21 protein-coding genes are annotated in these 24526 nt (G+C 72.3%); 7 read left to right on the top strand and 14 right to left on the bottom strand.

The window, feature by feature from the left end; all coding sequences use genetic code 11:
- The first annotated feature begins 8 nt into the window (after positions 1 to 8).
- On the top strand, positions 9 to 1481 hold the full coding sequence (mptB, locus tag AB0B68_RS12530; protein ID WP_357259732.1) for a polyprenol phosphomannose-dependent alpha 1,6 mannosyltransferase MptB: 1473 nt from the start codon (positions 9 to 11) through the stop codon (positions 1479 to 1481).
- 140 nt (positions 1482 to 1621) lie between these two features.
- Here mptB and AB0B68_RS12525 read toward each other — a convergent pair whose 3' ends face one another.
- From AB0B68_RS12525 to glnA, 3 genes are all read right to left on the bottom strand, one after another.
- Entirely contained in the window at positions 1622 to 2605 is a 984-nt protein-coding gene (locus AB0B68_RS12525; protein WP_357259729.1) for a hypothetical protein, read from the bottom strand.
- Positions 2602 to 2967: a helix-turn-helix transcriptional regulator gene (locus tag AB0B68_RS12520; protein WP_357206601.1), complete on the bottom strand. Its 366-nt coding sequence runs from the start codon at positions 2965 to 2967 to the stop codon at positions 2602 to 2604. Before AB0B68_RS12520 ends, AB0B68_RS12525 begins: the two co-directional genes overlap by 4 nt.
- A 105-nt stretch (positions 2968 to 3072) precedes the next feature.
- Complete coding sequence (gene glnA / locus AB0B68_RS12515) at positions 3073 to 4497, bottom strand: type I glutamate--ammonia ligase (protein ID WP_355007781.1); 1425 nt, start codon at positions 4495 to 4497, stop codon at positions 3073 to 3075.
- A gap of 262 nt (positions 4498 to 4759) precedes the next feature.
- Here glnA and AB0B68_RS12510 point away from each other — a divergent pair, with 262 nt between their 5' ends.
- Positions 4760 to 5158, top strand: coding sequence for an RDD family protein (locus AB0B68_RS12510; protein ID WP_357203682.1), 399 nt, complete (start codon positions 4760 to 4762; stop codon positions 5156 to 5158).
- Positions 5159 to 5401: 243 nt separating this feature from the next.
- Here AB0B68_RS12510 and AB0B68_RS12505 read toward each other — a convergent pair whose 3' ends face one another.
- Complete coding sequence (locus AB0B68_RS12505; RefSeq protein ID WP_145779624.1) at positions 5402 to 6088, bottom strand: DUF4191 domain-containing protein; 687 nt, start codon at positions 6086 to 6088, stop codon at positions 5402 to 5404.
- A gap of 207 nt (positions 6089 to 6295) precedes the next feature.
- Here AB0B68_RS12505 and AB0B68_RS12500 point away from each other — a divergent pair, with 207 nt between their 5' ends.
- Together AB0B68_RS12500 and AB0B68_RS12495 are read left to right on the top strand one after the other, a co-directional pair.
- Positions 6296 to 6466: a hypothetical protein gene (locus AB0B68_RS12500; protein WP_167362519.1), complete on the top strand. Its 171-nt coding sequence runs from the start codon at positions 6296 to 6298 to the stop codon at positions 6464 to 6466.
- Positions 6467 to 6627: 161 nt separating this feature from the next.
- A complete protein-coding gene (locus AB0B68_RS12495; RefSeq protein WP_357259726.1) occupies positions 6628 to 9519 on the top strand; it encodes an AAA family ATPase in 2892 nt (963 codons plus the stop codon).
- A 39-nt stretch (positions 9520 to 9558) separates the two neighbouring features.
- Here the strand turns inward: AB0B68_RS12495 and AB0B68_RS12490 are convergent, their stop codons facing one another.
- Complete coding sequence (locus AB0B68_RS12490) at positions 9559 to 11247, bottom strand: hypothetical protein (RefSeq protein WP_357259723.1); 1689 nt, start codon at positions 11245 to 11247, stop codon at positions 9559 to 9561.
- Positions 11248 to 11300: 53 nt separating this feature from the next.
- Positions 11301 to 12296, bottom strand: coding sequence for a lipoyl synthase (lipA, locus tag AB0B68_RS12485; protein ID WP_355007777.1), 996 nt, complete (start codon positions 12294 to 12296; stop codon positions 11301 to 11303).
- 453 nt (positions 12297 to 12749) lie between these two features.
- Between lipA and aspS the strand changes: the two genes are divergently transcribed.
- A complete protein-coding gene (aspS, locus tag AB0B68_RS12480) occupies positions 12750 to 14036 on the top strand; it encodes an aspartate--tRNA(Asn) ligase (protein WP_357203670.1) in 1287 nt (428 codons plus the stop codon).
- A gap of 49 nt (positions 14037 to 14085) precedes the next feature.
- Here aspS and AB0B68_RS12475 read toward each other — a convergent pair whose 3' ends face one another.
- The 4 genes from AB0B68_RS12475 to AB0B68_RS12460 form a co-directional block, all read right to left on the bottom strand.
- The gene (locus AB0B68_RS12475) at positions 14086 to 14478 is read right to left on the bottom strand and encodes a VOC family protein (RefSeq protein WP_357203667.1); all 393 of its coding nucleotides are present in this window, start codon (positions 14476 to 14478) and stop codon (positions 14086 to 14088) included.
- Between the two features lie 47 nt (positions 14479 to 14525).
- Complete coding sequence (gene lipB / locus AB0B68_RS12470; RefSeq protein ID WP_357259719.1) at positions 14526 to 15167, bottom strand: lipoyl(octanoyl) transferase LipB; 642 nt, start codon at positions 15165 to 15167, stop codon at positions 14526 to 14528.
- An 86-nt stretch (positions 15168 to 15253) separates the two neighbouring features.
- The gene (locus AB0B68_RS12465; RefSeq protein WP_357259716.1) at positions 15254 to 16531 is read right to left on the bottom strand and encodes a hypothetical protein; all 1278 of its coding nucleotides are present in this window, start codon (positions 16529 to 16531) and stop codon (positions 15254 to 15256) included.
- A 57-nt stretch (positions 16532 to 16588) separates the two neighbouring features.
- Positions 16589 to 18421, bottom strand: a complete 1833-nt coding sequence (locus AB0B68_RS12460) for a DUF2079 domain-containing protein (protein ID WP_357203661.1) — start codon at positions 18419 to 18421, stop codon at positions 16589 to 16591.
- A gap of 212 nt (positions 18422 to 18633) precedes the next feature.
- On the opposite strand from AB0B68_RS12460, the gene AB0B68_RS12455 reads away from it, so the two are divergent.
- Positions 18634 to 19875: a PHB depolymerase family esterase gene (locus AB0B68_RS12455; RefSeq protein ID WP_357259792.1), complete on the top strand. Its 1242-nt coding sequence runs from the start codon at positions 18634 to 18636 to the stop codon at positions 19873 to 19875.
- Between the two features lie 90 nt (positions 19876 to 19965).
- On the opposite strand, the gene AB0B68_RS12450 is transcribed toward AB0B68_RS12455, so the two are convergent.
- Positions 19966 to 20865 (bottom strand): TIGR01777 family oxidoreductase, encoded by a 900-nt coding sequence (locus AB0B68_RS12450; RefSeq protein WP_357259714.1) that lies wholly within the window; start codon positions 20863 to 20865, stop codon positions 19966 to 19968.
- 180 nt (positions 20866 to 21045) lie between these two features.
- Positions 21046 to 22035, bottom strand: a complete 990-nt coding sequence (locus AB0B68_RS12445) for an aldo/keto reductase (RefSeq protein WP_357259712.1) — start codon at positions 22033 to 22035, stop codon at positions 21046 to 21048.
- Between the two features lie 56 nt (positions 22036 to 22091).
- On the opposite strand from AB0B68_RS12445, the gene AB0B68_RS12440 reads away from it, so the two are divergent.
- Positions 22092 to 22487, top strand: a complete 396-nt coding sequence (locus tag AB0B68_RS12440) for a MerR family transcriptional regulator (protein ID WP_357203653.1) — start codon at positions 22092 to 22094, stop codon at positions 22485 to 22487.
- Here AB0B68_RS12440 and AB0B68_RS12435 read toward each other — a convergent pair.
- Both AB0B68_RS12435 and AB0B68_RS12430 read right to left on the bottom strand, forming a co-directional pair.
- Positions 22484 to 22966, bottom strand: a complete 483-nt coding sequence (locus AB0B68_RS12435; protein WP_357259710.1) for a hemerythrin domain-containing protein — start codon at positions 22964 to 22966, stop codon at positions 22484 to 22486. The genes AB0B68_RS12440 and AB0B68_RS12435 overlap by 4 nt on opposite strands.
- A gap of 122 nt (positions 22967 to 23088) precedes the next feature.
- The gene (locus tag AB0B68_RS12430; protein ID WP_357203647.1) at positions 23089 to 24426 is read right to left on the bottom strand and encodes a low temperature requirement protein A; all 1338 of its coding nucleotides are present in this window, start codon (positions 24424 to 24426) and stop codon (positions 23089 to 23091) included.
- Positions 24427 to 24526 lie beyond the last annotated feature (100 nt).

The raw sequence follows: 24526 nt of genomic DNA, 5'->3' as shown, positions 1-24526 counted from the left end.
GTGCGCCGGTGACCGCTCCCGGTGCCTCTCTCTCCCGGTACGCCGGCCTGGTCGGGGCGGTCCTGCTCGCCGTGGCCGGATACCTCGGCGGGGCACTGCCCGACGCCCCGCTGGGCGTGACACCCGCGTCGATCTGGCGGACCCCGGACGGCCCGGCGACGCTGACCTGCTGGCTGATCGGCACCGTGCTGCTGGTCGGGGCGTGGTGGTCACTGCGCGACGGTGCGCCGTCGACCCGTTGGGCTTACGTCACCGCCGGGCTGTGGGCGCTACCGCTGCTGCTCGCGCCACCGTTGGGCAGCCGGGACGTCTACTCGTACGCCTGCCAGGGCTGGACGTACGCGCACGGCGTCGACCCGTACACAGTGGGGGTGGAGGCGGCGGGCTGCCCCTGGCTGGACACCGTGGCACCGATCTGGCGGGACACCCCGGCACCGTACGGCCCGGTCTTCGTCCTGCTCGCGGCCCTCGCCGTCGGCCTCGGCGGCGGGCTCACCGGGACCATCGTGGCGCTGCGCGTGATCGCCGTGGCGGGGCTGTTGCTGGCCGCGCTCTGCCTGCCCGCTCTGGCCCGGGCGGCCGGGGTGCCGGCCCGGCGGGCGGTCTGGTTGGCGCTGGCCGGTCCGTTGGTCGGCGTACACCTGGTGGCCGGCGCGCACAACGACGCCGTGATGCTGGGCCTGCTGCTGTGTGGACTGCTGGTAGTGGTCCGGCGACCAGGTCGGCCGGCGGCACTGCTGCTGGCCGGGGCGCTGCTCGGACTGGCGGTCACGGTGAAGGCCAGCGCCGTGGTGGTGGTGCCGTTCGCGGTGCTGGCCGGGATGCCCGACCAGCCCACCGTTCGGGCGCTGCTGCGCCACGCTGGATGGCTGGCCGGTGGGCTGGTCGCCGCGCTGCTGGTCACCTCCGCGGTGTCCGGCCTCGGCTTCGGCTGGGTGGGCGGGCTGACCCACAGTGGCGACTCGGAGCAGTGGACGTCGCCACCCACCGCCGTGGGCTTCGTGGTCGACTACGCCGGCGCGCTGGTCGGCCGGGACCCGCAGGCGGTGCCGGTGGTCCGAGCGGTCGCGCTGCTGCTGCTCGTCGGGGTGCTGCTGGTGCTCTGGTGGCGGGCCTGGCAGACCCTGCGCGGACTGAACGACGCGCGCCCTGAGGTGGGGTGTGCTCCGGTGGTGCGGTCCCGGGTGGCGCTGCACGGCGCGGCGTTGGCACTGGTCGCCACCGTCGTCCTGTCCCCGGTCTTTCACCCCTGGTACGCGACCTGGCCGCTGGCGCTGCTCGCGCTCACCGCCGCCCGCACGACGTGGTTCGTGCTGCCCACCGCTGCGGCAGCCTTCCTCGCCCTGCCCGACGGCACCAACCTGGCCCGCGTCACCAAGGCACCCGGTGCCCTGGCGATGACCGCCCTGCTCCTGACCGTGCTCATCCGCACCCTCCGCACCGCCCGCACGCGCCGCCGCTGCCGCCGTTGCCGCCGTTGATCATGAGGTTGGCCGGGGGCAATTCGGACGGAACGCCTCGCCAACCTCATGATCGTCAGCGTCGTGCGGGGCGGGGCGGGGCGGGGTCGGGCCGGGGTTGGGGTTGGGGGTGGGGGTGGGGGTGGGGGTGGGGGTGGGGGTTAGGCTCGCGCGCCGCAGGTGGGGCAGGGTTGGGTTGAGGGCTGGGGGGTGGAGGCCCGGCGGGAGCGGAGCAGGACGGTCAGGAACAGTACGGCGGGACCGGCGAACGCGACGGCGACGGCGGTCACCGCCAGCTCCGCGAAGGTGACGGCGCCCTGTGCCGCGCCGAAGTTGTCAGCCAGGCCGGGCACCGCCAGGAAACCGGCGGGAGTGAGCAGTGTGACGAGCGCCCAGCCGCCGCGGGTGTCCCCGCCCAGTGCCAGCCCCATGGCCAACAGTGCCCCGACGACCAGCAACAGTCCGCCGACGGTGGGCAGGAAGACTTCCATGGTGTCGCCGTAGTACATGAAGGTCGGGTCCAAGCCCACGAGGAACTGCGTCGCCAGCACCGCCAACAGTGCGGACAGCGCCGGCGCGAGGCGGATCGCCCGGGAGGGTCGATCGGGCAGGGCGAGCCCCAGCAGGCCCAGGACCACCTGCGGCAGCAGCACCATCAGCGGCGGTCGGAGTGTGTCGAGCGCCGCGGCCACCGGTGGCAGCGCGATCGTGAGCACCAGCGCGAAGGTGATGGCCCGCCGGGCGACCCGGCTCGGCGCGACGGCGATCACCACCGCCGCCAGCAGCCATGCCGCCCACGTGACGACACCGAGCGAGACGAACGGGCCGACGTGGGGGACGCCCCACTCGGCGGGCGGCGGGTGCAGCTCTGCCGTACCCCAGACACCGGCCAGGGTGCTGGCGGTGACCAGGGCCAGCAGCGCCGCGAGGCGTACCCCCGGGATCAGGTCGGTGACGCCCGCGGCCCGCAGCCGCTGGCGGAGGCCGCCGCGCACCAGGTCCGCGGCGTCCGCCGGTGCCGGCCAGCGTTGGTCAAGGGCGGCCAGGTCGAGGTAGGTGCCGACGATTTCGGCGCCGCGGGCGCGCCGGTAGTCGGCGGGGTACGCGCGCAGCAGCCGGAAGTAGCGGCGTTCCAGGTCGTTCATGCCAAGCCTCCGGCCGTGCGTGGGGTGGTCGGGAGGGCGGCGCGAGTCCGCTTGGACAGCCGGGCGGTGGCGGCTTCGACGTTGCGGCGCAGCCGCTCGGTCTCGGTGCTCAACGTGGTCTCACCAGCGGGGGAGAGGCGGTAGTAGCGGCGCAGTCTGCCGTCCACCACCTCCTCCCGGTCGACCTCGACGAGGCCGGCGTCGACCAGCCGGTCGAGCGCTCCGTAGAGCGTCCCGGGGCGTAGCGACACGCGGTTGTCGGAGAGGGCGGCGACCTCACCGATCAGCCCGTATCCGTGCATCGGCTGGGCGGCCAGCGCGGTCAGGATCAGGAAGGTCGGTTCGCGTAGAGGTGTGTCCACTGGAGCAATATATCGGACGCGAAGGTATGCCGGGGGTGGCGCACAGCGAGCCGGGCCGGCTCCGCGGTGAGCGGAGCCGGCCCGGCCGGTGTTTCGAGCGACTGCTCAGCAGTCGTAGTACATGGCGAACTCGTGCGGGGTCGGGCGCAGACGCACCGGGTCGACCTCGTTGGCGCGCTTCCAGTCGACCCAGGTGGAGATCAGGTCGGGGGTGAAGACGCCGCCGTCGAGCAGGTAGTCGTGGTCGGCCTCCAGCGAGTCGAGCACTGCCGACAGCGAGCCCGGCACCTGCTTGACGTCGCCCCACTCCTCCGGCGGGAGGTCGTAGAGGTCCTTGTCGATCGGGGTCGGCGGCTCCATCTTGCTCTTGATGCCGTCCAGGCCGGCCATCATCATGGCCGAGAAGGCCAGGTAGACGTTGGCCGACGGGTCCGGGACGCGGAACTCGACGCGCTTGGCCTTGGCGTTGCTGCCGGTCACCGGGATGCGGGTGCAGGCGGAGCGGTTGCGCTGCGAGTAGACCAGGTTGACCGGCGCCTCATAGCCCGGCACCAGGCGACGGTACGAGTTGATCGTCGGGTTGGTGAAGGCCAGCAGCGACGGCGCGTGGTGCAGCAGACCGCCGATGTACCAGCGGGCCATGTCGGACAGGCCGGCGTAGCCGGTCTCGTCGTAGAACAGCGGCTCACCGTTGAGCCAGAGGCTCTGGTGGGTGTGCATGCCGGAGCCGTTGTCGCCGAACAGCGGCTTGGGCATGAACGTCGCGGTCTTGCCGTTGGCCCAGGCCTCGTTCTTCACGATGTACTTGAAGAGCTGGAGCTGGTCACCGGCGTGCAGCAGGGTGGAGAACCGGTAGTTGATCTCGGACTGGCCGGCGGTGCCCACCTCGTGGTGCGAGCGCTCCACGTTGAAGCCGGTGTCGACCAGGCGGCGCACGATCGAGTCACGCAGGTCGGCGTAGTGGTCGACCGGCGGGACGGGGAAGTAGCCGCCCTTGTACGCGGTCTTGTAACCGCGGTTGCCGCCCGGCTCTTCGCGGCCGGTGTTCCAGGCGCCCTCGATCGAGTCGATGTAGTAGAACGACTGGTGCGCCGAGGTCTCGTGGCGGATCGAGTCGAAGATGTAGAACTCCGCCTCGGCGCCGAAGTAGGCGGTGTCGGCGATGCCGCTCGCCGCCAGGTACGCCTCGGCCTTCTTCGCCACGTTGCGCGGGTCGCGGCTGTAGGCCTCGCGGGTGAACGGGTCGTGGATGAAGAAGTTGAGCGCGAGCGTCTTCTGCGCGCGGAACGGGTCGATGAACGCGGTGGCGACATCCGGGAGCAGGAGCATGTCCGACTCGTGGATCGCCTGGAAACCGCGGATCGACGAACCGTCGAACGCGAGGCCGTCGGTGAAGAGGTCGTCGTTGACGGACTCGACCGGCAGGTTGAAGTGCTGCATCACGCCGGGCAGGTCACAGAAACGAACGTCGACGAACTTCACGTCCTCGTTCTTGAGGTATCGCAGCAGTTCCTCGGGATTGGCGAACACACATCCTCCTGGCACGTCCACGGGGTGGCTAGGCTTCTGGCGACGCTAGGGCCGGGGGGTTGCCCGGCCGTGTCTCCGTTGTTTCTGCCGTGTTACGTCCCTCGCGGAGCGTCAGTGGCGCCCCGTCCACGCCTCCGGCCCGCCAGGGACGCCGTACCGACTGTGCCAGTGTAATGACATCTGATCGCTTTGGCCTGAATCGGCACGCAGTGGCGGCGGCACCCGGCAAGCCCTCATCCCGGCGCGGATACCCTTGACCGCTGTGACCAATCCGCACCTCCCGGCAGCGCCGGCCACCGACCCCAGCTTCACCGCGCCGAGCCTCGGTCGGCGGTTCGGGGCGCTGATCATCGACTGGGTGCTCTGCCTGCTGGTGTCCAACTTCTTCGCCGACCCGGTACGCGACGGCTGGGCCCCGGTGCTGGTGTTGGTCCTGGTGTACGGCATCTTCCTCGGCCTGTTCGCCCAGACTCCGGGCATGTTCATCACCAAGATCCGCTGCGTGAGCTGGAACGACGGTGGCCGGATCGGCGTGCTTCGGGGGCTGATCCGTGGCCTCCTGCTGGCCCTTGTCGTCCCCGCGCTGATCATGGACGAGCACCGACGCGGTCTGCACGACCGGATCGCCGGCTCGGTCATCGTCGACGCCCCCCGCGGCTGACCCGACCCTCTGCGCCCCCGAAGGTGGCTGAGTTCGCCTCAGCGATCCCAAGATCGTGCTCGATCATTGATGTAGTGGCATTCACGCACCCGGAGACCACTACATCCAGGTTCGAGCACGATCTTGGCGCTGCTCGAGCCCGAGCCGCCCGCGGGGCGCGGGGCGCGGGGCGCGTTCGACGCCCCGACGCGAAAGAGCCGGGCCCGTGCGGGTCCGGCTCTTGTCGGCGTACGTCGAAGGGGGTCAGCGGCCCCGCGACTGGCGGAAGGCGCCCGGCGGCCGCATGTTCTTCGGGATCGCGCCCTTGGGCATCTGTGGCCGGGCGGTGAGCGCCTTGAGTCGCTTGTCCAGCGAGTTGACGTCCTTGCCGGAGAGGGCGCGGGGCAGGCGCAGCAGCGTGGTCCGCAGCTTGCGGATCGGCAGCTCGCCCTCCTCCTGCCCGATCACGTAGTCGTGCAGGGGAGCGGAGCCGATCACCTTGGACAGCCGCCGCTTCTCCTGGCCGAGCAGGCCGCGCACCCGCTGCGGGTTGCCCTCGGCCAGCAGGATCACGCCCGGGCGGCCGATCACCAGGTGGACCATGTCCATCTGGGTGGTCGAGCTGACCGCCGGGGTGACCCGCCAGTCGCCGCGCATGTTCTCCATGATCTGCGCCGCCGCGCCGGGTTGCCCCTCGGCGGCGTTCATCATCGCCTTGTTGGACCGAAGGTTGAGCACGATCAGCACCGCGAGCAGGATGAACAGGATGCCCAGCGGCAGCCAGATCCAGCCCCAGAGGATGACCGCGACCACGGTGAGCGCGAGCGGGAGCAGCACCGCTGCGGCGACCAACGGCGCGAACCACCGGTCCTGCTTGGCGGTGAACTGGAACACCATCCCGATCTGCTTCAGCCGCTGGCCGAACGAGACCTTCTCCTGGGGCTTTGCCATGCCGCAGAGTCTAGTGGTCGCCGCCGGCCCGGTTGATCCGCGTCCGGGTGCCGGGGCAGCTGAGTACCTTACGTCGCCGTGAGCGCCCTGAGCGGCCGGGTAAGGAGGGTGTGGGCGCGGAAGATGAGGCGCCGTGCCCATGCCCGGGTGGGGCCTTCGCGCGAAGAGTCGTCAGCAGAAGACGACGACGCCACGAAGGAGCCCGACATGTTCGGCAACGACGCAGATTTCCTGCTCACCCTGCACCGTACCCACGCCGCCGAGCTGCGCGCCGACGCTGCCGCGGACCGGCTCGCCCGGTCGCTGTCCCGTCCGGTCAGCCGCGGGTGGCTGGGCCGGCGCAGGCAGGCCGGTCGCACCGGCGACGCCCGCCGGTGACCGCGCTCAGCGTGGCCGCCACGTCCACCGCGCCTGTAGTGGCCGCTGCCACGGCTACCGCGCCCGGCGGGCTGGCCGCTCGACCCGATCCGACCCCGCCGCCCGGCCTCCGGCCGATCGGCGGGGCCGGCGGGGTGGGCCGCCATGGCATGCTCGAACACGTGACCGTACGCGCCGCCAGCTCCGTCCTCGTCGGGCGCCACCGCGAGACCGTGGCACTACGGGACGCGCTGGGTCGGGCGCGGGCCGGGGAGCCGACCGCTGTGCTGGTCGGCGGCGAGGCGGGGGTGGGTAAGACCCGGCTGCTGGAGGAGTTCGCGGGCTGGGCCACCGAGGGGGCGGCGCGGGTGCTCGTCGGCCAGTGCCTGGAGCTGGGCGAGGCGGGTCTGCCGTTCGCGCCGTTCGCCGCCGCGTTGCGGTCGGTGCTCCGCGCCGACGGCCCCGAGGTCTTCGCCGGTTACGAAGCGGAGTTCGCTCCGCTCCTGCCGGAGCTGGGCCGCGCCTCTGCGGCGCTGACCACCCCCCGCGCGGTCCTGCTCAGCGACGCCCCGCGCGGCTACCTGTTCGACCTGGTCGCCGAGCTGTTCCAGCGGCTGGCCGATGCTCGCCCGCTGGTCCTGATCATCGAGGACCTGCACTGGGCCGACCGTTCCACTCGCGACCTCATCGGTTTCCTCGTCCGGGCGGCGAGGCCGGGCCGGCTGCTGCTGGTCTGCACCTACCGCACCGACGAGTTGCAGCGCGGGCACCCGCTGCGCCCGTTCCTCGCCGAGCTGGATCGGGCCCGGGGTGTGGAGCGGGTCGAGCTGGCTCGCCTGGACCGCGACGGCACCGCCGCGATCCTCGCCGACCTGCTCGGTGCCGAGCCGCCCGCCCGCGCCGTCGACGATGTCCATGGCCGCACCCAGGGCAACCCATTCTTCATCGAGGAGTTGGCCGTCGCCGGTGACCCGATCGGCTGCGCGGCGCTGCCCGAGACGCTGCGTGACCTGCTGCTGGCCCGGGTGGACCGGCTTCCGGAGCCGGCGCAGCGGGTGTTGCGGATCGCCGCCGCCGGCGGCACCCGGTTCGCCCACGACCTGCTCGCCGAGGTCGCCGGGCTGCCCGAAACCGAGCTGGAGGACGCGTTACGCGCCGCCGTCGCCGCCCAGTTGGTGGTGGCCGACCGGGACGGTGACTACGAGTTCCGACACGCGCTGGTCCGCGAGGCCGTCCACGACGAGTTGTTGCCCGGTGAGCACGCCCGGCTGCACGCCCGCTTCGCAGCCGCCATCGAGGCCCAGCCGCATCTGGTCGCCGCCGGCCGGGCCCCGGCCGAGATCGCCCACCACTGGTACGCCGCGCACGACCATCCGCGCGCCCTCGTCGCCGCACGAGCCGCCGCGTGCGCCGCCGCCGACCGCTACGCGTACGCCGAGCAGCGCCGACTGCTGGAGCGGGCGCTGGAGCTGTGGGAACTGGTGCCCGACGCCGCCGACCTGCTCGGCATGGACCATCTGGCGTTGCTGGAGCAGACCCTGGCCGCGGCGGTCACGGCCGGCGACTTCAGCCGGGCCATCACGCTGACCCGGGCCGGCCTGGCCGAGGTGGACACCGACGCCGCACCGCTGCGTGCCGCCCGCCTGCTCAACCAGCGGGGTCGGCTGATGGCCCTGCTCGGCAAGAGTGACGGCCGCCGGGAGCTGGATGAGGCGTACCGGCTGGCCGCCGGCGGCCCCCGTGACGTGGCACGGGTTCGGCTGCTCGCCGACATCGCCGCGCACATGGTCAAGATCGACCCCGGACAGGCGGCCCGGGTGGCTGCCGAGGCCGCCGTGGACGGCAAGGCACTCGGCGAGGACCTGGCGCTGCTGCACACGCGGATCGCCCTGCTCTGCCACGGCGAGCGGGACCTGGAGCGGGGGTTGGCCGAGCTGAGCCAGGCTGAGGCCGTCGTCCGCGAGTCCGGGGACTCCACGGCCCTGGTGCTCGCCCGGGTGTACCAGTCCGACGTGCTCTGCGAGTTGGGCCGCTACGCCGAGTCCGCGGAGGCCGCCGAGGCCGGCGTGGCCGAGGCGCGACGGGTGGGGATCAGCCGCTCCACCGGGGCGTACCTGCTCTCCAACCGGGCCGAGGCGCTCATCGCGTTGGGTCGGTGGGACGAGGCCGAGGCGGTCTGCGGAGAGGCCGCTCGGATCGACCTGTCCGGTGTCACCAGTCTGCACTGGATCCAGTTGGGCGCCGGGCTGCGGCTGGCCCGCGCCCACCCGGGCGCCGACGAGCTGGTCGACAAGGCGCTCACCTTCCTCAACCGACCGTACCTGTGGCCGAACCACCGCCTGCCCCTGCACGAGCTGGCGATCGAGGCGGCGCTGGCCGCGGACGACAAGGTCGAGGCGGTACGCGCAGCCCGCGTCGCGGTGGCCGACGAGAGCCTGCCGCGCCTGCCCCGGGAGGGTTGGCCGGTGCTCAGCGCCGCCGCGCGTACCGCGGCGCGGGTGGGTGACCGGGAGTTGGCCACAGCGGTGGCGGCGCTCGCCACCGACCTGCCGGCGCGGCACCCGGCGGCCCGCGCGCACGCCGCCCAGGTCACCGCGCTGCTCGCGGTCGGCGACCAGGCGCTGCCGGCGTGGCGTGCGGCGGTCGACGCGTGGCGGGCCGACGGGCAGCCCTACCCGTTGGGCAGGGCGCTGCTGGCGTTCGGCGAGGCGACGGCCGCGGCCGGGGAACGCGACGAGGCGGCGACGGCGGTCACCGAGGCCACCGAGATCGGCCGGCGGCTGGGCGCGACCCCGCTGGTCGAGGCGGCCGCCACCCTGGCGCGGCGGGTCGGCCTGCGCGCCGGGGGCGGGGCCGGAGCGGACCTGTTGACCGCCCGGGAGCGGGAGGTGCTGCGCCTGGTCGCTGAGGGACACAGCAACAGCCGGATCGCCGAGCGGCTGTTCATCTCGCCGAAGACGGCGAGCGTCCATGTCTCCCGGATCATCGCGAAGCTGGGTGTGACCAACCGGGTGGAGGCCGCCGCCCTGGCCCACCGCCTCGGCCTGCTCACCGAGGCCGCCGGGCCGCGCTGACGCGCACCGAGGCCGCCGGGCTGACGTGGGCCGCTGGGGTCAGCGCGGCAGGTAGATGCGCCAGCCCTCGATGGTGACCAGGTCGAGGCTGCCCGGCGTGGCTCGCTGCCGTTCGTCGAGCACCTCCGCCAGGGGTGAGCCGGCCGGCGCGACCCAGGCCGGTGCCGCCGCGCTGTCCACCTCCCGCCGGTACGCGGGGTAGCGGTCGAAACCGGGGCGCAGGGTGTCGTCGACGACCGCGCAGACCACCTGCTCCGCGCTGGCGAAGGTGAGCCGGTTGCAGGTCCAGTAGCCGGCGTGCACGTGCCGTACGCCCAGTTGTCGCAGGGTGCTCACCAGTTCGGTGTGCCGGGCCTCGGCGTCCCGGGTCGCCGGGACGGTCTCCGCTGCCCGCCAGGTGGCGTGGGCCGCGGTGCCCAGCGTGGCGGCGAGCATCACCACAGCGACCGACCGGGCCAGCGTCGACCCGACGCCGTGTCGGCCGGTCGCCGCCCGACGCAGCCCGTGCCGGGCCACCGTCCACACCGGCCAGAGCAGCGCCGGCAGGGAGATGAGCAGGCAGGACAGGTAGCGGGAACTCTCCACGGGGGTGAGCCCGGCGGAACTGCTCACCGTGTACGCGCCGAGGGTGGCCACCGCGGCCAGCACGAGCGCCAGCCGTGCCGCCGCGGCCACCCGAGGCGACACCGCGTCGTTGCCCACAGCGGCAGAGCCAGCAGGATCGGGTTCGCAGGCGCGCAGGGCCCGCCAGGCGGTCGCGGCGGCGATGGCCAGCAGCAGCGGCAGGGCGAGCGCCCACCACAGTTGCCAGGTGGCGCACTGCCCGGGAGCGCAGAAGCCCATGCCCAGCCCGGGGCCGAGAACCAGGCCACCGTGCAGCCGGTCCGGCCAGCCCGCGCTGGCGTTCGTACCGCTGGCCGCGAGCACAGCGTGCAGCGGGTTGCGCCCGGTCAGCAGGCTGTGCAGCAGCAGTGGGGCCGCTCCCAGCACGGCCGCCGCCCCTAGCAGCGCCCCGGCGGCACCCCACAGCTCCCGGCGGCAGAACCCGACGAGGACCGCGCCGGTCGCCGCGACGTACGGCAGCACGAGCGGGTCGACCCAGAGCATCAGCCCGGCCAGGAACCCCCACGCGGCCCAGCGCGCCAACCGCCAACCGGGTCGCCCGGCCTCGGCCGTCCGCCGCCCCGGTCGACCGGTGGCGAGATCCACTGCGAGCACTGCCAGCGCCGCCCCGGCCGTGTTCATCTCGGGGTAACCGCCGCCGGCGATCAGCTGGTTCTTGACGATCCGGTCGGAACCGAGGGCCAGCAGCGCCACCATCAGCAACCCGAACCACCGGTCCCCGGTCAGCCGCAGCGTCAACCGCCAGGCCAGCAGCAGGAACAGCGCGTACAGGGCCAGCGTGGGCAACCGCAGCCCGAGCAGCGACGGCCCACCGGCGAGGGCGAACACCGGCGCGGCCAGGTACGCCTCCAGCGTGCCCATGTACTGCTGGCCGTAGAACCAGACCGGGAAGTCCTCGCCTCGGGCGATGTGCAGCGCGGCCAGCCCCATGGTGGCCTCGTCGCTGTTCGTCGGCGGGGCGGCGTGCAGCAGAAGCCAGAGCCGGTAACCCACCCCGGCGAGCACCACCAACCCGGTGAGCCAACCGACCAGGCCGGAGCGCGCGCCGGGTCGCGGGCGCGGCGAGTCCGCGCCGCGCGGCTGCTCGCGTACGCCGACGGTCATCACAGGATCATGACACCCGGACGCCGAACGGCCGTGCGGCGCTGCCGGCGGAGTCAGCTGGCGGTGGCGACCGAGGCGGCGGCGCGGGCGTCGATGGCCTGCTTGTAGAGCCGGCCGGCCCGGTACGACGAACGCACCAGCGGCCCGCTCATCACCCCGGCGAAGCCGATCTCCTCGGCCTCCTCGCGCAGCTCCACGAACTCCTCCGGCTTGACCCAGCGGGTCACCGGGTGGTGCCGGGGCGAGGGGCGCAGGTACTGGGTGATGGTGATCAGCTCGCAGCCGGACTCGTGCAGGTCACGCAGCGCCTGCGAAACCTCGGCCCGCTCCTCGCCCATGCCCAGGATCAGGTTGCTCTTGGTGACCAGGCCGTCGGCGCGGGCCTGCCGGATCACGTCCAGCGAGCGGTCGTAGCGGAACGCCGGCCGGATGCGCTTGAAGATGCGCGGCACCGTCTCCACGTTGTGGGCCAGCACCTCGGGACGGGAGCTGAAGACCTCGGCCAACTGCTCGGGGACGGCGTTGAAGTCCGGGATCAGCAGCTCGACGCCGCAGCCGGGCTGAAGGGCGTGGATCTGTCGGACGGTCTCGGCGTACAGCCAGGCACCGCCGTCGGGCAGGTCGTCACGGGCGACACCGGTGATGGTGGCGTAACGCAGCCCCATCGAGACCACCGACTCGGCGACGCGACGCGGCTCGTCGGCGTCGAACTCGGCCGGCTTGCCGGTGTCGATCTGGCAGAAGTCGCAGCGCCGGGTGCACTGGTCACCACCGATGAGGAAGGTGGCCTCCCGGTCTTCCCAACATTCGTAGATGTTGGGGCAGCCGGCCTCCTGGCAGACGGTGTGCAGCCCTTCGCGCGAGACGAGCCCGCGCAACTGGGTGTACTCCGGGCCCATCTTGGCCTTGACCTTGATCCATGGCGGTTTGCGCTCGATCGGCGTCTCGGCATTACGCGCCTCGATCCGCAGCAGACGCCGCCCCTCGGGGGCCGCCGTTGCGGTGCGCGCTGCCTGGCCGGTCGTCGGCGCGGAGTGCTCGATCGTCACGAAAATGAGCCTACGCCGGACGGCGGGTGTCTATGTGCGTCAGGCGACCGGCGTCACGCCCCGAACGTTGTGACGCCGGACACCGGGGTGTCGAAAATGTGCGTCACACGAGCGGGATTCGGGTGCTACGGTCACCGCCAACAGCGACGACGGAGCCGAGTAGCCCCCGACCCGCCAGTGCAGAGAGCCGCCGGTGCTGAGAGGCGGTCTGGCACCGGGGCGCGAAGACCCTCCCGAGCTGCGGGAAGAACGGCCGCGGGTCCCCCGCGCCCAGTAGAGCCCGCCCGGCTGGCCCCGGTCATCAGGCGACGAACGAGGCCCCCGCTCCGGCGGGGGCGAAGGTGTGGTGGCACCGCGAGGTTCCCGCTCGCCCACACCTCCCTGGGGCTGATGCGACGCTTTCGCCACCCCGGGGCGGCGACGGCGTGGCGATCGACCGAGGAGCAGCCCGCCATGCAACGAACCCTGTCCCAGCAACTGCCCGCCAGGATCGGCACGACAGTGCGGATCGCCGGCTGGGTGCACCGCCGCCGACTGCTCAAGTCGGTGGCCTTCCTGATCGTTCGGGACGCCACCGGCCTGGCCCAGGTGGTCGTCACCGACCCGGCCGTCCGCGCCGAGCTGGAGAAACTCACCGAGGAGACGGTCGTCGAGGTCACCGCGACGGCCACCGCGAACGGCACGGCGCCCGCCGGGGTGGAGCTGACCGACCCGACGGTACGTCTCCTCGGGTCGCCCGCCGAGCCGCCGCCGTTCGACCTGTACCGGCCGGCACTCACCGCGAGCCTGCCCACCCAGCTCGACAACGCGCCCACCGCCCTGCGGCACCCCACCCGTTCGGCCGCCCTGCGGATCTCGGCGGCCGCGGTGGCCGGGTTCCGGGCCGCACTCGACGCTCAGGACTTCGTGGAGGTCCACACGCCGAAGGTGGTCAGTTCCAGCACCGAGAGCGGTGCGAACGTGTTCGCGCTGGACTGGTTCGGTCGACCCGCCTACCTGGCCCAGTCACCGCAGTTCTACAAGCAGTTGATGGTCGGCGTCTTCGAACGTGTCTACGAGGTGGGGCCGGTCTTCCGGGCCGAACCGCACGACACGGTCCGGCACCTCGCGCAGTACACGTCGCTCGACGCGGAGCTGGGCTTCGTCGCCGACCACCGGGACGTGATGCGCGTGCTGCGCGACACGGTGGCCGGGATGCTCGGGACCGTGGACGAGCGGGCCGCCGGCGCGCTGGCGACGCTCGGCGTCACGCCGCCGCAGGTGCCGGCGGAGATCCCGGCGGTGCACTTCACCGAGGCGCTGACGATCGCCGGGGCGCCCGCCGACGAGCCGGACCTCGCGCCTGCCCACGAACGGGCGCTGGGGGAGTGGGCCCGGCGCGAACACGGGTCGGACTTCCTCTTCGTCACCGGCTACCCGATGGCGAAGCGACCCTTCTACACCCACCCGGACCCGGCGCGGCCCGCGTACTCGAACGGTTTTGACCTGCTGTTTCGGGGTCTGGAGCTGGTCACCGGCGGGCAGCGGTTGCACCGGCACGCCGACTACCTGGCGGCGTTGGCGGCCCGGGGTGAGCCGGTCGAGCCGTACGTCGGCTACCTGGACGCGTTCCGGCACGGCATGCCGCCGCACGGTGGCTTCGCCATCGGCCTGGAACGGTTCGTGGCCCGGCTGGTCGGCGCGGCGAACGTCCGCGAGGTCACCGCGTTCCCCCGTGACCTGCATCGCCTGACCCCGTAGGTGGGAGCCCTGCCGGCCCACTCGATCCGTGGAGCGGGCCGGCAGCGGCTCAGGCGGGGCCGAGGAGGTCCCAGAGGTTGCCGGCGACGTCGCGGAAGACGGCGACCCGGCCGTACGGTTCGGTGCGCGGCGGTTTGACGAACTCGACGCGCTCCTCGACCATCCGGCGGTAGGTGGCGTCGAAGTCGTCGACCTGAAGGAAGAAACCCACCCGGCCGTGGGTCTGGTCGCCCACCGCGGCCTCCTGCCGCTCGCCGTCGGCACGGGCCAGCAGCAAGCCGGTTCCGCCTCCCGGCGGACGGACCACCACCCAACGCTTCGGCCGCCCGTCGTTGGTCAGCGACGGGGCGTCCTCGGCCAGCTCGAAGCCGAGCACCCCGGTGAAGAAGGCGATGGCCGGGTCGTACTCGGTAACGACGACGGTGACGAGATCAATCTGCACCAACCGAGGGTAAGCCGCCCGTCGGTCACCCGACGCGCGGCCGAGTCTCAGATCGTGACAAGGGTGGAGAGCCGGCGCTCGACCACCGGCAGCACGTCCGCGACGCTGATCGGCCGACCAAGCTCGGCGGTGAGCGAGGTGACGCCCGCGTCCCGGATGCCACACGGCACGATCCGGTCGAAGTACGTCAGGTCGCAGTCGCAGTTGATCGAGAAGCCGTGCAGGGTGACGCCCCGCGCCACCCGGATGCCGATGGCCGCCACCTTGCGGGCCGGCCCCCTGTCGTCCTCGGGCACCCAGACCCCGCTGCGCCCCTCGACCCGGCCGGCGGTCAACCCGAACTCCGCGCACACGTCGATGAGCAGCTCTTCGGTCCGGCGCACGTAGGCGACCACGTCCACCGGGTCGGGCAGGCGCAGGATCGGGTAACCGACCAGCTGCCCCGGCCCATGCCAGGTGATCTTGCCGCCACGGTCCACGTCGACGACCGGGGTGCCGTCCATGGGCCGGTCCCACGGTTCGGTGCGCTTGCCCGCTGTGTAGACGCTCGGGTGCTCCAGCAGCAGCACTGTGTCGCCGCGCTCGCCAGCCACCACCGACTCGTGCAGGCTCCGCTGCTCGTCCCAGGCGGTCTGGTAATCGAGCAGACCGGCACGGACGGCCGTCAGGCCGGGGGTCGTCGTTGTCACGGCAACCAGCCTAGTCCCGACCGGGGCGATCATCCCTGGTGAGCCGCCTCACGAGGACCACGTCGGTGCCGCTCGGCGGCTCGTTGTCACGCCGGAGCAGGGCCCGTCGCAGCGCGGTGGCGGCGGATCCGGCGGACGATGAGAGCGATCACGAGCAGCGTCGGCACGGCCAGCGTCAGGTAGACCCAGAGCGGGGCGGCGAACGGTGACGGCCGGGGCTCTGACCCACCGAACGCGGCCCGGGTCAGCAGGTCGCCCGGCACCATCAGGTCGGTCGACCCGACCGGCGTGGTCACCAGCACCTCGCGACCGCCGTCGGGCGACAGCGCGGCGAGAGTGGCCTGCCGGTCCGTGTCCGCCTCCGTTCTGTTGACATACCGCAGGAGCGGGTCGTCGCCGCGCCAGCCGACGATCCCGCTGACCGAGGTGCCGGCCGGCAGGGCCTTGCCGACGGCTTGGCCGGTGGCCGTGTCCAGGAACTCGATTCGCCAGCTGCGCGCCGCCAGCTGCTCGGACGTGCACCTGGGCCCGGCGCAGCCGTCGAAGGCGAGCAGCGCGAGCCGCCGGCCGTCGGGATGCCAGGCGGCGGGGCCGGCCAGCATCCGCCGGTCGCCCAGGTCGACCTGCCAGCGAGGACCCCCGCCGGTCGGGTCCAGGACCACAAGTCGCTGGCGCTCGGCGAGCCGGGCAGGCACGTCCGGCGAGCCGGTGACCGCCAGCAGGTCGCCACGGGGTGACCAGGCCGCCTCGTTGTGGGCGGCGAAGGTGCCGGCCGCGACCACCTGCTCGGTGCCCTGGTACGGGTCGACGACGAGCAGGTCGTCGGGCTTCTCCGGATCGTTGAGCTGCTGGTTGTCCGGCCCGTAGCTGATGACGTGATCGTCGTTGTTTCGGGTGCCGAGCACGCGTCGCCCATCCGGTGACCAGGCGAACGGGTGCAGCCCGGGTTTCACTGTGCGGCGCTGCCGGCCGGTGGTGAGGTCCAGCAGCTCGCCGGTCTGCGGCCGCAGGTAGTGGCGCCCGTCGGGGGAGAGCAGCCCGTGCCCCTCCGCCATGCCGATCGGGATGAGCCGGTAGGCGCCGTCCCGGGCGACGAGCACGCCTGTCGACTCGAAATAGCGGGTGCGGTCGGTGAAGAACACCAACGCGGCCGGACCCGCCGGTCGTTGCCCCACTGTGGCTTGCCACAGCCACGGATCGCGCACCCGGCTCGGCACCACCCCGGCCGTGCTGTCGGTGAGAGCGCTGCTCGCGGCCGTGGCGGGGCTGTCAGCGGCCGTGGCCGCTGGCGCGCTGAGCGCGACGAGCCCCAGCGCGAGCCCGACAACGGTGGCACGCCGCAGTCGCCCGCCGGTCGATTCCATCGGCCCATTAAACGCGATGACGGCCGGTCGCGATGCCCCGACCGGCCGCGTCGCGGACTACCGATCGGTGGGCGGGATGCGCCAGAGCCAGACGTCGTCGACCCGTTGCGGCTCGCCGAACAGGGCGGTGGCGGTACGCAGCAGCGCCTCCTCGTCGACCTCGAACTTCGCGCCGTGCACCTGGTCGGCGAGCACCACCGTCTCGATTCGCCAGTGCCGCAGGTCCGCTTGGACCTCCCGGATGGTCCCGTCGGTGACGATCGGCACCAGCCCGGTGCGGCCGGCCTGGTCCATCAACGCGCTGAGCGTGCGCGGCACCGGACCGATCCGGCCCCGCCCGTCCGGCCCACCGGGCCCGAGGAAGAAGCCGCCGGGGATCTCGAACTCGCCCTGCCGGTGCGACAGCGCGTACGCCTGCCACCGCTGACCGTCCGGGTAGATGTCCACGGTCAGCGGCACCGGGGTCAGCACCCCGTCCGGCGAGACATAGTCCTTCCAGGTGCCGGAGGTGATGAACCGCGGGATCGGCTCCCGCTCGTCGGTCAGCAGCGGGGTGGGCAGCAGCGGCACCAGGGCCGCCGCGAAGCCGAGCACCCAGGCCAGCTCCGTGGGGCGGTACCGGGGTGGCGCGGCGCGCAACTGGTCGACGGTGTACGCCAGCACCAGCCCGATCACCGGCGCGACCACCAGCGCCAGACGGGCGGGCAGCGCGGCGTTCACCACCGGCAGTTGTCCGAGCAGGTCGAACGGCATGGGGAGGTCGGTGCGTCGCCCGTCGACCTTGGCGATCGGGCCGAAGGAGAGCACCGAGAAGATCAGCGCCAGAACGCCCAGCGCCCAGAGGGTGGCCCGGCGGCTCGGGTCGGCCCGCCGCCAGAGCACGACGAAACAGACCACGGTGAGCACCAGCAGCGGAATGCCGAAGAAGGAGTTCTCCTCGGTCGGGTTCGGCGCCAACGAGGTGCCCAACCCGGCCTCGCCGGCCAGCGAGCGGCGTGGGAAGGCGGCGAACGCCGCGATGTCCTCGGAGTGGATCGCCGGGTCGAAGCCGGTGCCGTGGAACCGCTGCGGCCCGGCGAAGTGCAACCACAGGGGGTACGACAGCAGCACGCCGGCGACCACGGCGGTCACCCCGAGCCCGCGTACGAAATTGGGCAGCACGGCACGGGCCTCCGCCCGGTTGGCCGGGTGCAGCGCCCAGATGGCGACGAACACCCCCAGCGCCAGCGCGGTGAAGAAGAGCCCTTCGGCGGCGATCGAGAAGGCCACCGCCACCAGCACGCCGAGGATCACCCCGTCGCGGAGCCAGTGCCCGGCTCGGCGCAGCGCGAACAGCCGCCAGATCAGCAACGGCACCAGCCAGCCGGCGGTCCAGTTCAGGTGCGCGTTGGCGTGCGACACCATGCCGGGGGAGTAGGCGATGAACAGGGCGCCGACCCCGGCGGCCAGCCGGCTGCGGACCAGGTGCCGGGAGAGCAGCCAGTACCAGACCAGCGCGGTGGCGAGCAGGTTCAGGGTGAGGATCACCAGGAACGTCGCCGGTGGCCCGATCAGGTACGTGAGGGGGGCGAAGACCACCGCGTAAACAGTGATCGAGGTGTTGACCGCGAGGTTCACGCCGTCCGGGACGTTGATCAGGTACGTGAAGAGCGGGTTGTCCCAGTGGGTGACCGCGTGCCCGCCGAAGGCCAGCAGCCATTCGAACAGCGCCTGGTCACTGGAGTTGACGGTGATGGTGCGGGTGTTCGGGTCCCGCCACAGCCCGCTTGTCACCCAGACGGCGAGCGCGAGCGCCACCAGCACGACGATCAGGTCGGCCCGGCGGTCCCGGACGGTGCGCTGCGGTGACGCGGGGGCGGGCCCGGTGGCCAGCGACGGGGAGGACGGCACGCAGCGGACGTTACCAACCGGACCTGGACGGTCCGGTCAGACCGGCGGTTGTCGTCGGTTCCGGTACGGCGTCGGCGGGCGGGGTTCGGCGTACACAGCGTCCGTCGTGAATGTGTGAGTCGGCCCCATGTCATAGCGGCGACACATCGTCGTAACGTCTCGGCAACTCGACAGTGACCCAGTTCACAGTCCGCCCCTTCCAGGAGGCCGCCGTGCGCCGCTCCTCGTCCACCCTCACCAGGCTGCTCGGTGCGGTCGCCGGGCTCGCCCTCGCCGTCACGGGCGCGGTCGCCGTCGCCGCGCCCGCTCAGGCCGCCACCCTCACCCAGGTCACCGGGTTCGGCTCCAACCCCGGCAACCTCGCCATGTACGCCTACCGGCCGGACAACCTGCCGGCCAACTCCCCGGCGGTCGTCCTCCTGCACGGGTGCACCCAGAACGCGTCCGGCTACTTCGCCAACTCCGGCTGGCAGAAGTACGCCGACCAGTGGAAGTTCGCCCTGATCGTCGCCCAGCAGCCGTCCGGCAACAACGCCAACTCCTGCTTCAACTTCTTCGAGGCCGGAGACACCACCCGAGGGCAGGGTGAGGCGCTGTCGATCAAGCAGATGGTCGACCACGCCAAGACGAACTACGGGGTGAACGGCTCCCGGGTCTACGTCAGCGGGCTCTCCGCGGGCGGGGCGATGAGCGCGGTCATGCTGGCCACCTACCCGGACGTCTTCGCCGCCGGATCGATCATCGCGGGCATCCCGTACCGCTGCGCCACCAGCATGGTCAACGCGTTCAGCTGCATGAACCCGGGCGCGGACAAGACCCCGGCCGCGTGGGGCGACCTGGTGCGGGGCGCGTACTCCGGTTACACCGGCCCGCGGCCCCGGGTGGCGATCTGGCACGGCACCTCGGACACCACAGTCACCCCGCTCAACGGCACCGAGTCCCGCGACCAGTGGACCAACGTGCGAGGCGTGTCGCAGACCCCGACCAGCACCTCGTCGCTGCCCGGCAACACCAGCCTGGAGGTGTACGGCAACGACGACGTGCGCCTCTACCGGATCTCCGGAATGGGCCACGGCACCCCGGTCGACCCGGGCTCGACGGCCGAGCAGTGCGGCACCGCGGGCGCGTACTTCCTGGACACCATCTGCTCGACGTACCGTGACGCGCTCTTCTTTGGTCTGAACGGCGGCGGGACCAACCCGACCCCGACCCCGACGGCCACCCCCACGCCGACGCCGACCGCCACGCCCACGCCGACCCCGACGGCCACCCCGACCACGCCGCCGACCTGCGTGACGGCCAGCAACTATGCGCACGTGGCGGCCGGTCGGGCGTACCAGTCCGGCGGCTACGCCTACGCCAACGGCTCCAACCAGCGGATGGGCCTCTACAACACGTTCTACACCAGCACCCTCAAGCAGACCGCCCCCAACTACTGGGTGATCGGCTGCTGACCCCACCCGCCCGCCTTCGTTGATCAAGAGGTTTGCGTCATCCGGAAGCCGGATCCTGACGCAAACCTCTTGATCAACATTGCGGTCGGGTTAGGGGGTCAGGGCTGCTTTCAGGGCGGTGTCGAGGGTGGGGTGCTGGTAGGGGTAGGCGGCTCTGGTCAGGACTCCGGGGAGGACCCGGGTGCTGGTGAGGGCCTCGTGGGAGAAGCCGCCGAGGGCCACCTTGAGCGCCAGCGCGGGAATCGGGATGACCGCCGGCCGGTGCAGTTGCCGGGCCAGCTCGCGGGTGAACTCGGCGTTGGTGACCGGGTTCGGCCCCACCACGTTGACCGGGCCGGCGATGTCGTCGCGGTCGAGCAGGAAGCGGACCGCGTCCAGCCAGTCGGCCATCGAGATCCACGGCAGCCACTGCCGGCCACTGCCCAACCGGCCGGCGATGCCGAGCTTGAACGGCAGCAACTGCGGCTTGAGCAGGCCGCCATCGCGGTGCAACGGCAGGCCGGTACGCAGTCGGACCACGCGTACGCCGGCGTCCTCGGCCGGACGGGTCGCGGCCTCCCACACCCGGCAGACGTCGGCCAGGAAACCTTCGCCGGCCGGGGCGTCCTCCTCGACCGCCCGGTCGCCCGTGTTGCCGTACCAGCCGACGGCGGACGAGTTGAGCAGCACCCGGGGTCGGCCCGTGGCGGGGAGCCCGGCGATTGTGGTCGCCAGCGTGGTGGTGGTGTCCACCCGGCTGGTGCGGATCAACCGCCGGTAGTCGTCGTTCCAGCGTTTGTCGCCGACGCCCGCGCCGGCCAGGTTGACAACGGCGTCGGCCTCGGCGACCACGGCCGGGTCGAGTTGCCCGGCGGCCGGGTCCCAGCGCCGCTCCTGCGGCCCGCCCGGCGCTCGACGGACCAGCCGGGTGACCTCGTGTCCGTCGCGGACGAGCAGGTCGGCCAGCCGGGTGCCAAGGAAGCCGGACGCGCCGGCCAGGAGGATCCGCATACCCCCATCTTCGTCCAAACCCCCGCCCCCGGACGCATCTGCAGCCCCCACCCCTCGCCGATCTTGCACTTTCGGTCCCCGTTCTGTCCTGCTACGCACTTTTTATCGGCACAGAAAGTGCAAGATCGACGGGGTGAGGGTGAGGGCGGGAGCGAGGCCGGGGCGGGGGCGGGGGGCGGGTTAGGGGGTGCGGAGGTCGGTTAGGAGGCGCTCCACCTCGGAGTAGGACTCGGGGCTCAGGGGGCCCAGCTCCAGGGTGGAGAGGTTCTCGTCGGCCTGGGCGACCGTGCGCAGGCCGGGGATCGGCACGGTACGGGGGCTGCGCGCCAGCAGCCAGCCCAGCGCGCCCTGGGCCAGGGTGCGACCGTCGGCGGTGAGCGCCGCGCGGACCTGGTCGACCCGGGCCGCCCAGCGTGGCGTCGGCCGGCCGTCGGTGAACCATTCCAGCCACTCCGGTGCCCGCCCGCGCACATCGTCCGCCCCGACCGCCCGGGTCGACCCGGTGAGCAGCCCCATCGCGAGCGGGCCGCGGTTGAGGCTGGCCAGGTCGTGCTTGTCGCAGACCGCCAGCACCGCCGCGTTGTCGCGCAGCACCGACTCGTCGTGCTGGATCGCGGCGCAGTGCGGGCCGGCGGCCGCGAACGCCTCCGCCGAGGCGGCATCGTCGGTGCTCCAGCCGTACGCCCGGATCTTGCCCTGGTCGACCAGGGCCTCCAGGGTGTCGACCAGATCGAGCGCGGCGGGCACCGGCAGATCGTTGAGGTGCAGTTGGTAGAGGTCGACGTGGTCGGTGCCGAGCCGGCGCAGCGAGTCTTCCAGGCTGCGCACCGCGAAGGCCGGGCTGGCGTCGGTGCCGAGCGCCCGCCGGGTGCTCTCCTCGCTGACGTTGCCGAACTTCGTGGCGATCACCACGTCGTCCCGGCGGCCGGAAAGGGCCCGGCCGAGGACCCGCTCGCTGTGGCCGGCGCCGTAGTTGCTGGCCGTGTCGAACAGGGTCACCCCCAGGTCGAGTGCGCGGTGGATGGTGCGGATGGACTCGTCGTCGTCGACCTCTCCCCAGCCGAACGGCTGCCCACCGTCACCCCAGAGCGGGCCACCGATGGCCCAGCACCCCATCCCGATCGCGCTCACCTCGATGCCGCTGCGTCCCAGCGTTCGTGTCATCGTCATGCGCTCCACCCTCCAACCTGGAGCGCGCTCCAGGTCAAGCATTAAAATCTCGCGACATGAGCGGTTACGCCCCATCGGAGGCCGCCCGCCGCAGCGGCTTCAGCCTGGACACCCTGCGGTACTACGAGAAGATCGGCCTGCTCGCCGACGTGGAGCGGACGGCCGGTGGTCAGCGGGTCTTCACCGACGACGACCTCGGCTGGTTGGAACTGTTCCGGTGCCTGCGCGACACCGGGATGCCGATCGCGCAGATGCGCCGCTACGCGCACCTGGCCCGCGAGGGTGACCACACCGTCGACGAGCGCTGTGAGCTGCTGCGACACCACGCGGTGCGGGTCGAGGAGCAGATGGGCCTGCTCCAGCGCCAGTACGAGCACCTCCGGGAGAAGATCCGCTTCTACGAGCGGCTATCCCCTGTCGCCCCGGGCTCGGAGGCCGAGCGGGCCGGCTAGGGGGAACCGGGCGCGGACAGGCCGAGCAGATCCTCTGTCGTTCCGGGTCGACCGGTGAGCGCGTTCAGGGCGGTGACCAGCCGCTTCTCCTCGTAGCGGAAGTGCGACTCCAGCAGGGCGGCGAGCCCGGCCAGCTCGGCGCGTACCTGGGCGACCGGCACCGTCGCGTCGCCGCCCAGCAGTGCCTCGACCCGTTCCAGGATCCCCGCCACCACCTCGTGATCGGTGATCAGGTTGTCGATGACCGGGCGCAGCTCGGGGGCCTCCTCGGCCAGCAGCCGGAACGCGCCAGCGTCCTCACCGGTGTGGTGTCGGCCGAGCGCGGCGCAGAAGGTGAGGCAGTGCGCGCGCAGGTCCCGCGACGGGGTGTCGAGGCTTGACTGCAGTCGGGCCAGCTCCGCGCTGAGCCAGAGGTGGATCTCGATCATCTGATTGCCGACGGCGGCGAGCCGGCCGGCCGGTGAACCGGTTGGGTGCACGTGTCGTCCCATGCTGTCCCCGCGCCTCCATGCCCACGGCGGCCTTCGGGCCGGGTGCACTGCGACGCTGCGCCGAAGTCTAGGGCCGGCCGGTCGCGCCCGTGACCCCGGGCAGGCCGCTGTCACGGAGTGGTCGGTTCGTCGGTCTCCTCGACGTCGTGCCAGCGCGCCCGCCAGGCGGCCTCATGGGCCTCGTGGCTGGTCCGCTCCTGGAAGACGGCGGCCCGCAGGGCGTGCCGGGATTGCGCCATCACCACCACCTCCACGGCCACCAGCGCCACGCAGATCACTGTCGCGAGGATGAGCGCGCCCAGCGCCGGCAGGTGCTGGCCGACCGGAAGGGCAGCCGTGAGAACCACTATGACGCCGAGACGGGTCCAGCTCACGGTGTGCAGGGTGCGCAACTGGAAGAGCAGGTTGACGGCGAAGTAGCAGATCAGACCGCCGAAGAACATCGCTATCGCCGGTCCCTCGATCTTCTCGGCGATCCCGCCGGCCGGGTCAGTGATCTTGTGGAGGATCTGCTCGTTGCCGATCGAGAAGAGGATCACCCCGGCGATCATCGGCAGGTACGCGTACGCGTACGCGTCGCGGGCCATCGCCACCCGGGGGCCGCCCTCCGCCGCGTGCAGGGCGATCCGGGCGGCCGGCCCGATGAAATCGAAGTGCGCCCACCAGAGGGCTGCGGTGACCACGATGCCGAGCGCGGCGGCGGCCACCGCCGGCCAGGTGACCGGCTTGCCGAGCAGGTTGCCGCCCACCCCCGTCGAGATGATCGACTCGCCCAGCGCGATGATCAGGATGAGGTCGTAGCGCTCGGTCCAGTGCTCGGCGCTGGTCACCCCCCAGCCCCAGGTACCGACGATGAAGCCGGTGGCGTACTGCACCACCACCACGGCGATCCACAGCCCGTCGCGGACCAGGGCAGCCCGGTCGGGGTCGGTGATCTGCGGCGGGATGAGCGCGGCGGCCAGCAGCAGCACGATGCTCACCGCCAGCTCCGGAGCGAAGCGCCGCAGTTGCCGCCGCTCCTGCGGGCTGTCCCGCACCACGTGCTGATAGAGGATCCAGTGGATGCCGCGGACCACGACGTAGCTGATCGCCACCAGCATCGGGCCGGCGGCGCTCCCCTTCGGGTCGCTGAACGCCTGCGGGAGCGCCAACGCGAACGCGAACAGGGCGACCATCGCGATCACCATGAGCACCGGGACGTAGCCCTCGCCGAGCCGGACCCGGGTGGCGACCAGGCTGTGCACCACCCAGATCCACCAGAGCACGGCGAGCACCAGGCTGGCGTGCAGCAGTTGCCGACCGGAGATGTTCGCGGCGGTGGCCCGGGTGATGATGAAGAACGAGAAGACGAAGACCAGGTCGAAGAAGACCTCGAACTTGTCCACCCGGGCGCCCGGGGCGATCGGGACGGCCGGTCCCAGCTGTCCACGCCGCCGGTAGCCGCCCACGATCCCACTCTGGCAGCGTCCGGGCTGGTCGGAGGCCCGAACGGCGAGGGTGACGGGCTCGGCGTTACCTCCGGCCCGGGTCGGGGAAGCATCGGGGCCA

Source organism: Micromonospora sp. NPDC049049, from assembly GCF_040649115.1.
Classification (GTDB): Bacteria; Actinomycetota; Actinomycetes; order Mycobacteriales; family Micromonosporaceae; genus Micromonospora.
Note: the sequence above shows the minus strand (reverse complement) of the source record. Positions and strands in the feature narration are given on the sequence as shown.

Coding starts and splice junctions, on each gene's coding strand:
- AB0B68_RS12525 (WP_357259729.1), bottom strand. CDS start 2,605: ATGAACGACCTGGAACGCCGCTACTTCCGGCTGCTGCGCGCGTACCCC.
- AB0B68_RS12505 (WP_145779624.1), bottom strand. CDS start 6,088: ATGGCAAAGCCCCAGGAGAAGGTCTCGTTCGGCCAGCGGCTGAAGCAG.
- AB0B68_RS12500 (WP_167362519.1), top strand. CDS start 6,296: ATGTTCGGCAACGACGCAGATTTCCTGCTCACCCTGCACCGTACCCAC.
- AB0B68_RS12490 (WP_357259723.1), bottom strand. CDS start 11,247: ATGACCGTCGGCGTACGCGAGCAGCCGCGCGGCGCGGACTCGCCGCGC.
- aspS (WP_357203670.1), top strand. CDS start 12,750: ATGCAACGAACCCTGTCCCAGCAACTGCCCGCCAGGATCGGCACGACA.
- AB0B68_RS12465 (WP_357259716.1), bottom strand. CDS start 16,531: ATGGAATCGACCGGCGGGCGACTGCGGCGTGCCACCGTTGTCGGGCTC.
- AB0B68_RS12450 (WP_357259714.1), bottom strand. CDS start 20,865: ATGCGGATCCTCCTGGCCGGCGCGTCCGGCTTCCTTGGCACCCGGCTG.
- AB0B68_RS12445 (WP_357259712.1), bottom strand. CDS start 22,035: ATGACGATGACACGAACGCTGGGACGCAGCGGCATCGAGGTGAGCGCG.
- AB0B68_RS12440 (WP_357203653.1), top strand. CDS start 22,092: ATGAGCGGTTACGCCCCATCGGAGGCCGCCCGCCGCAGCGGCTTCAGC.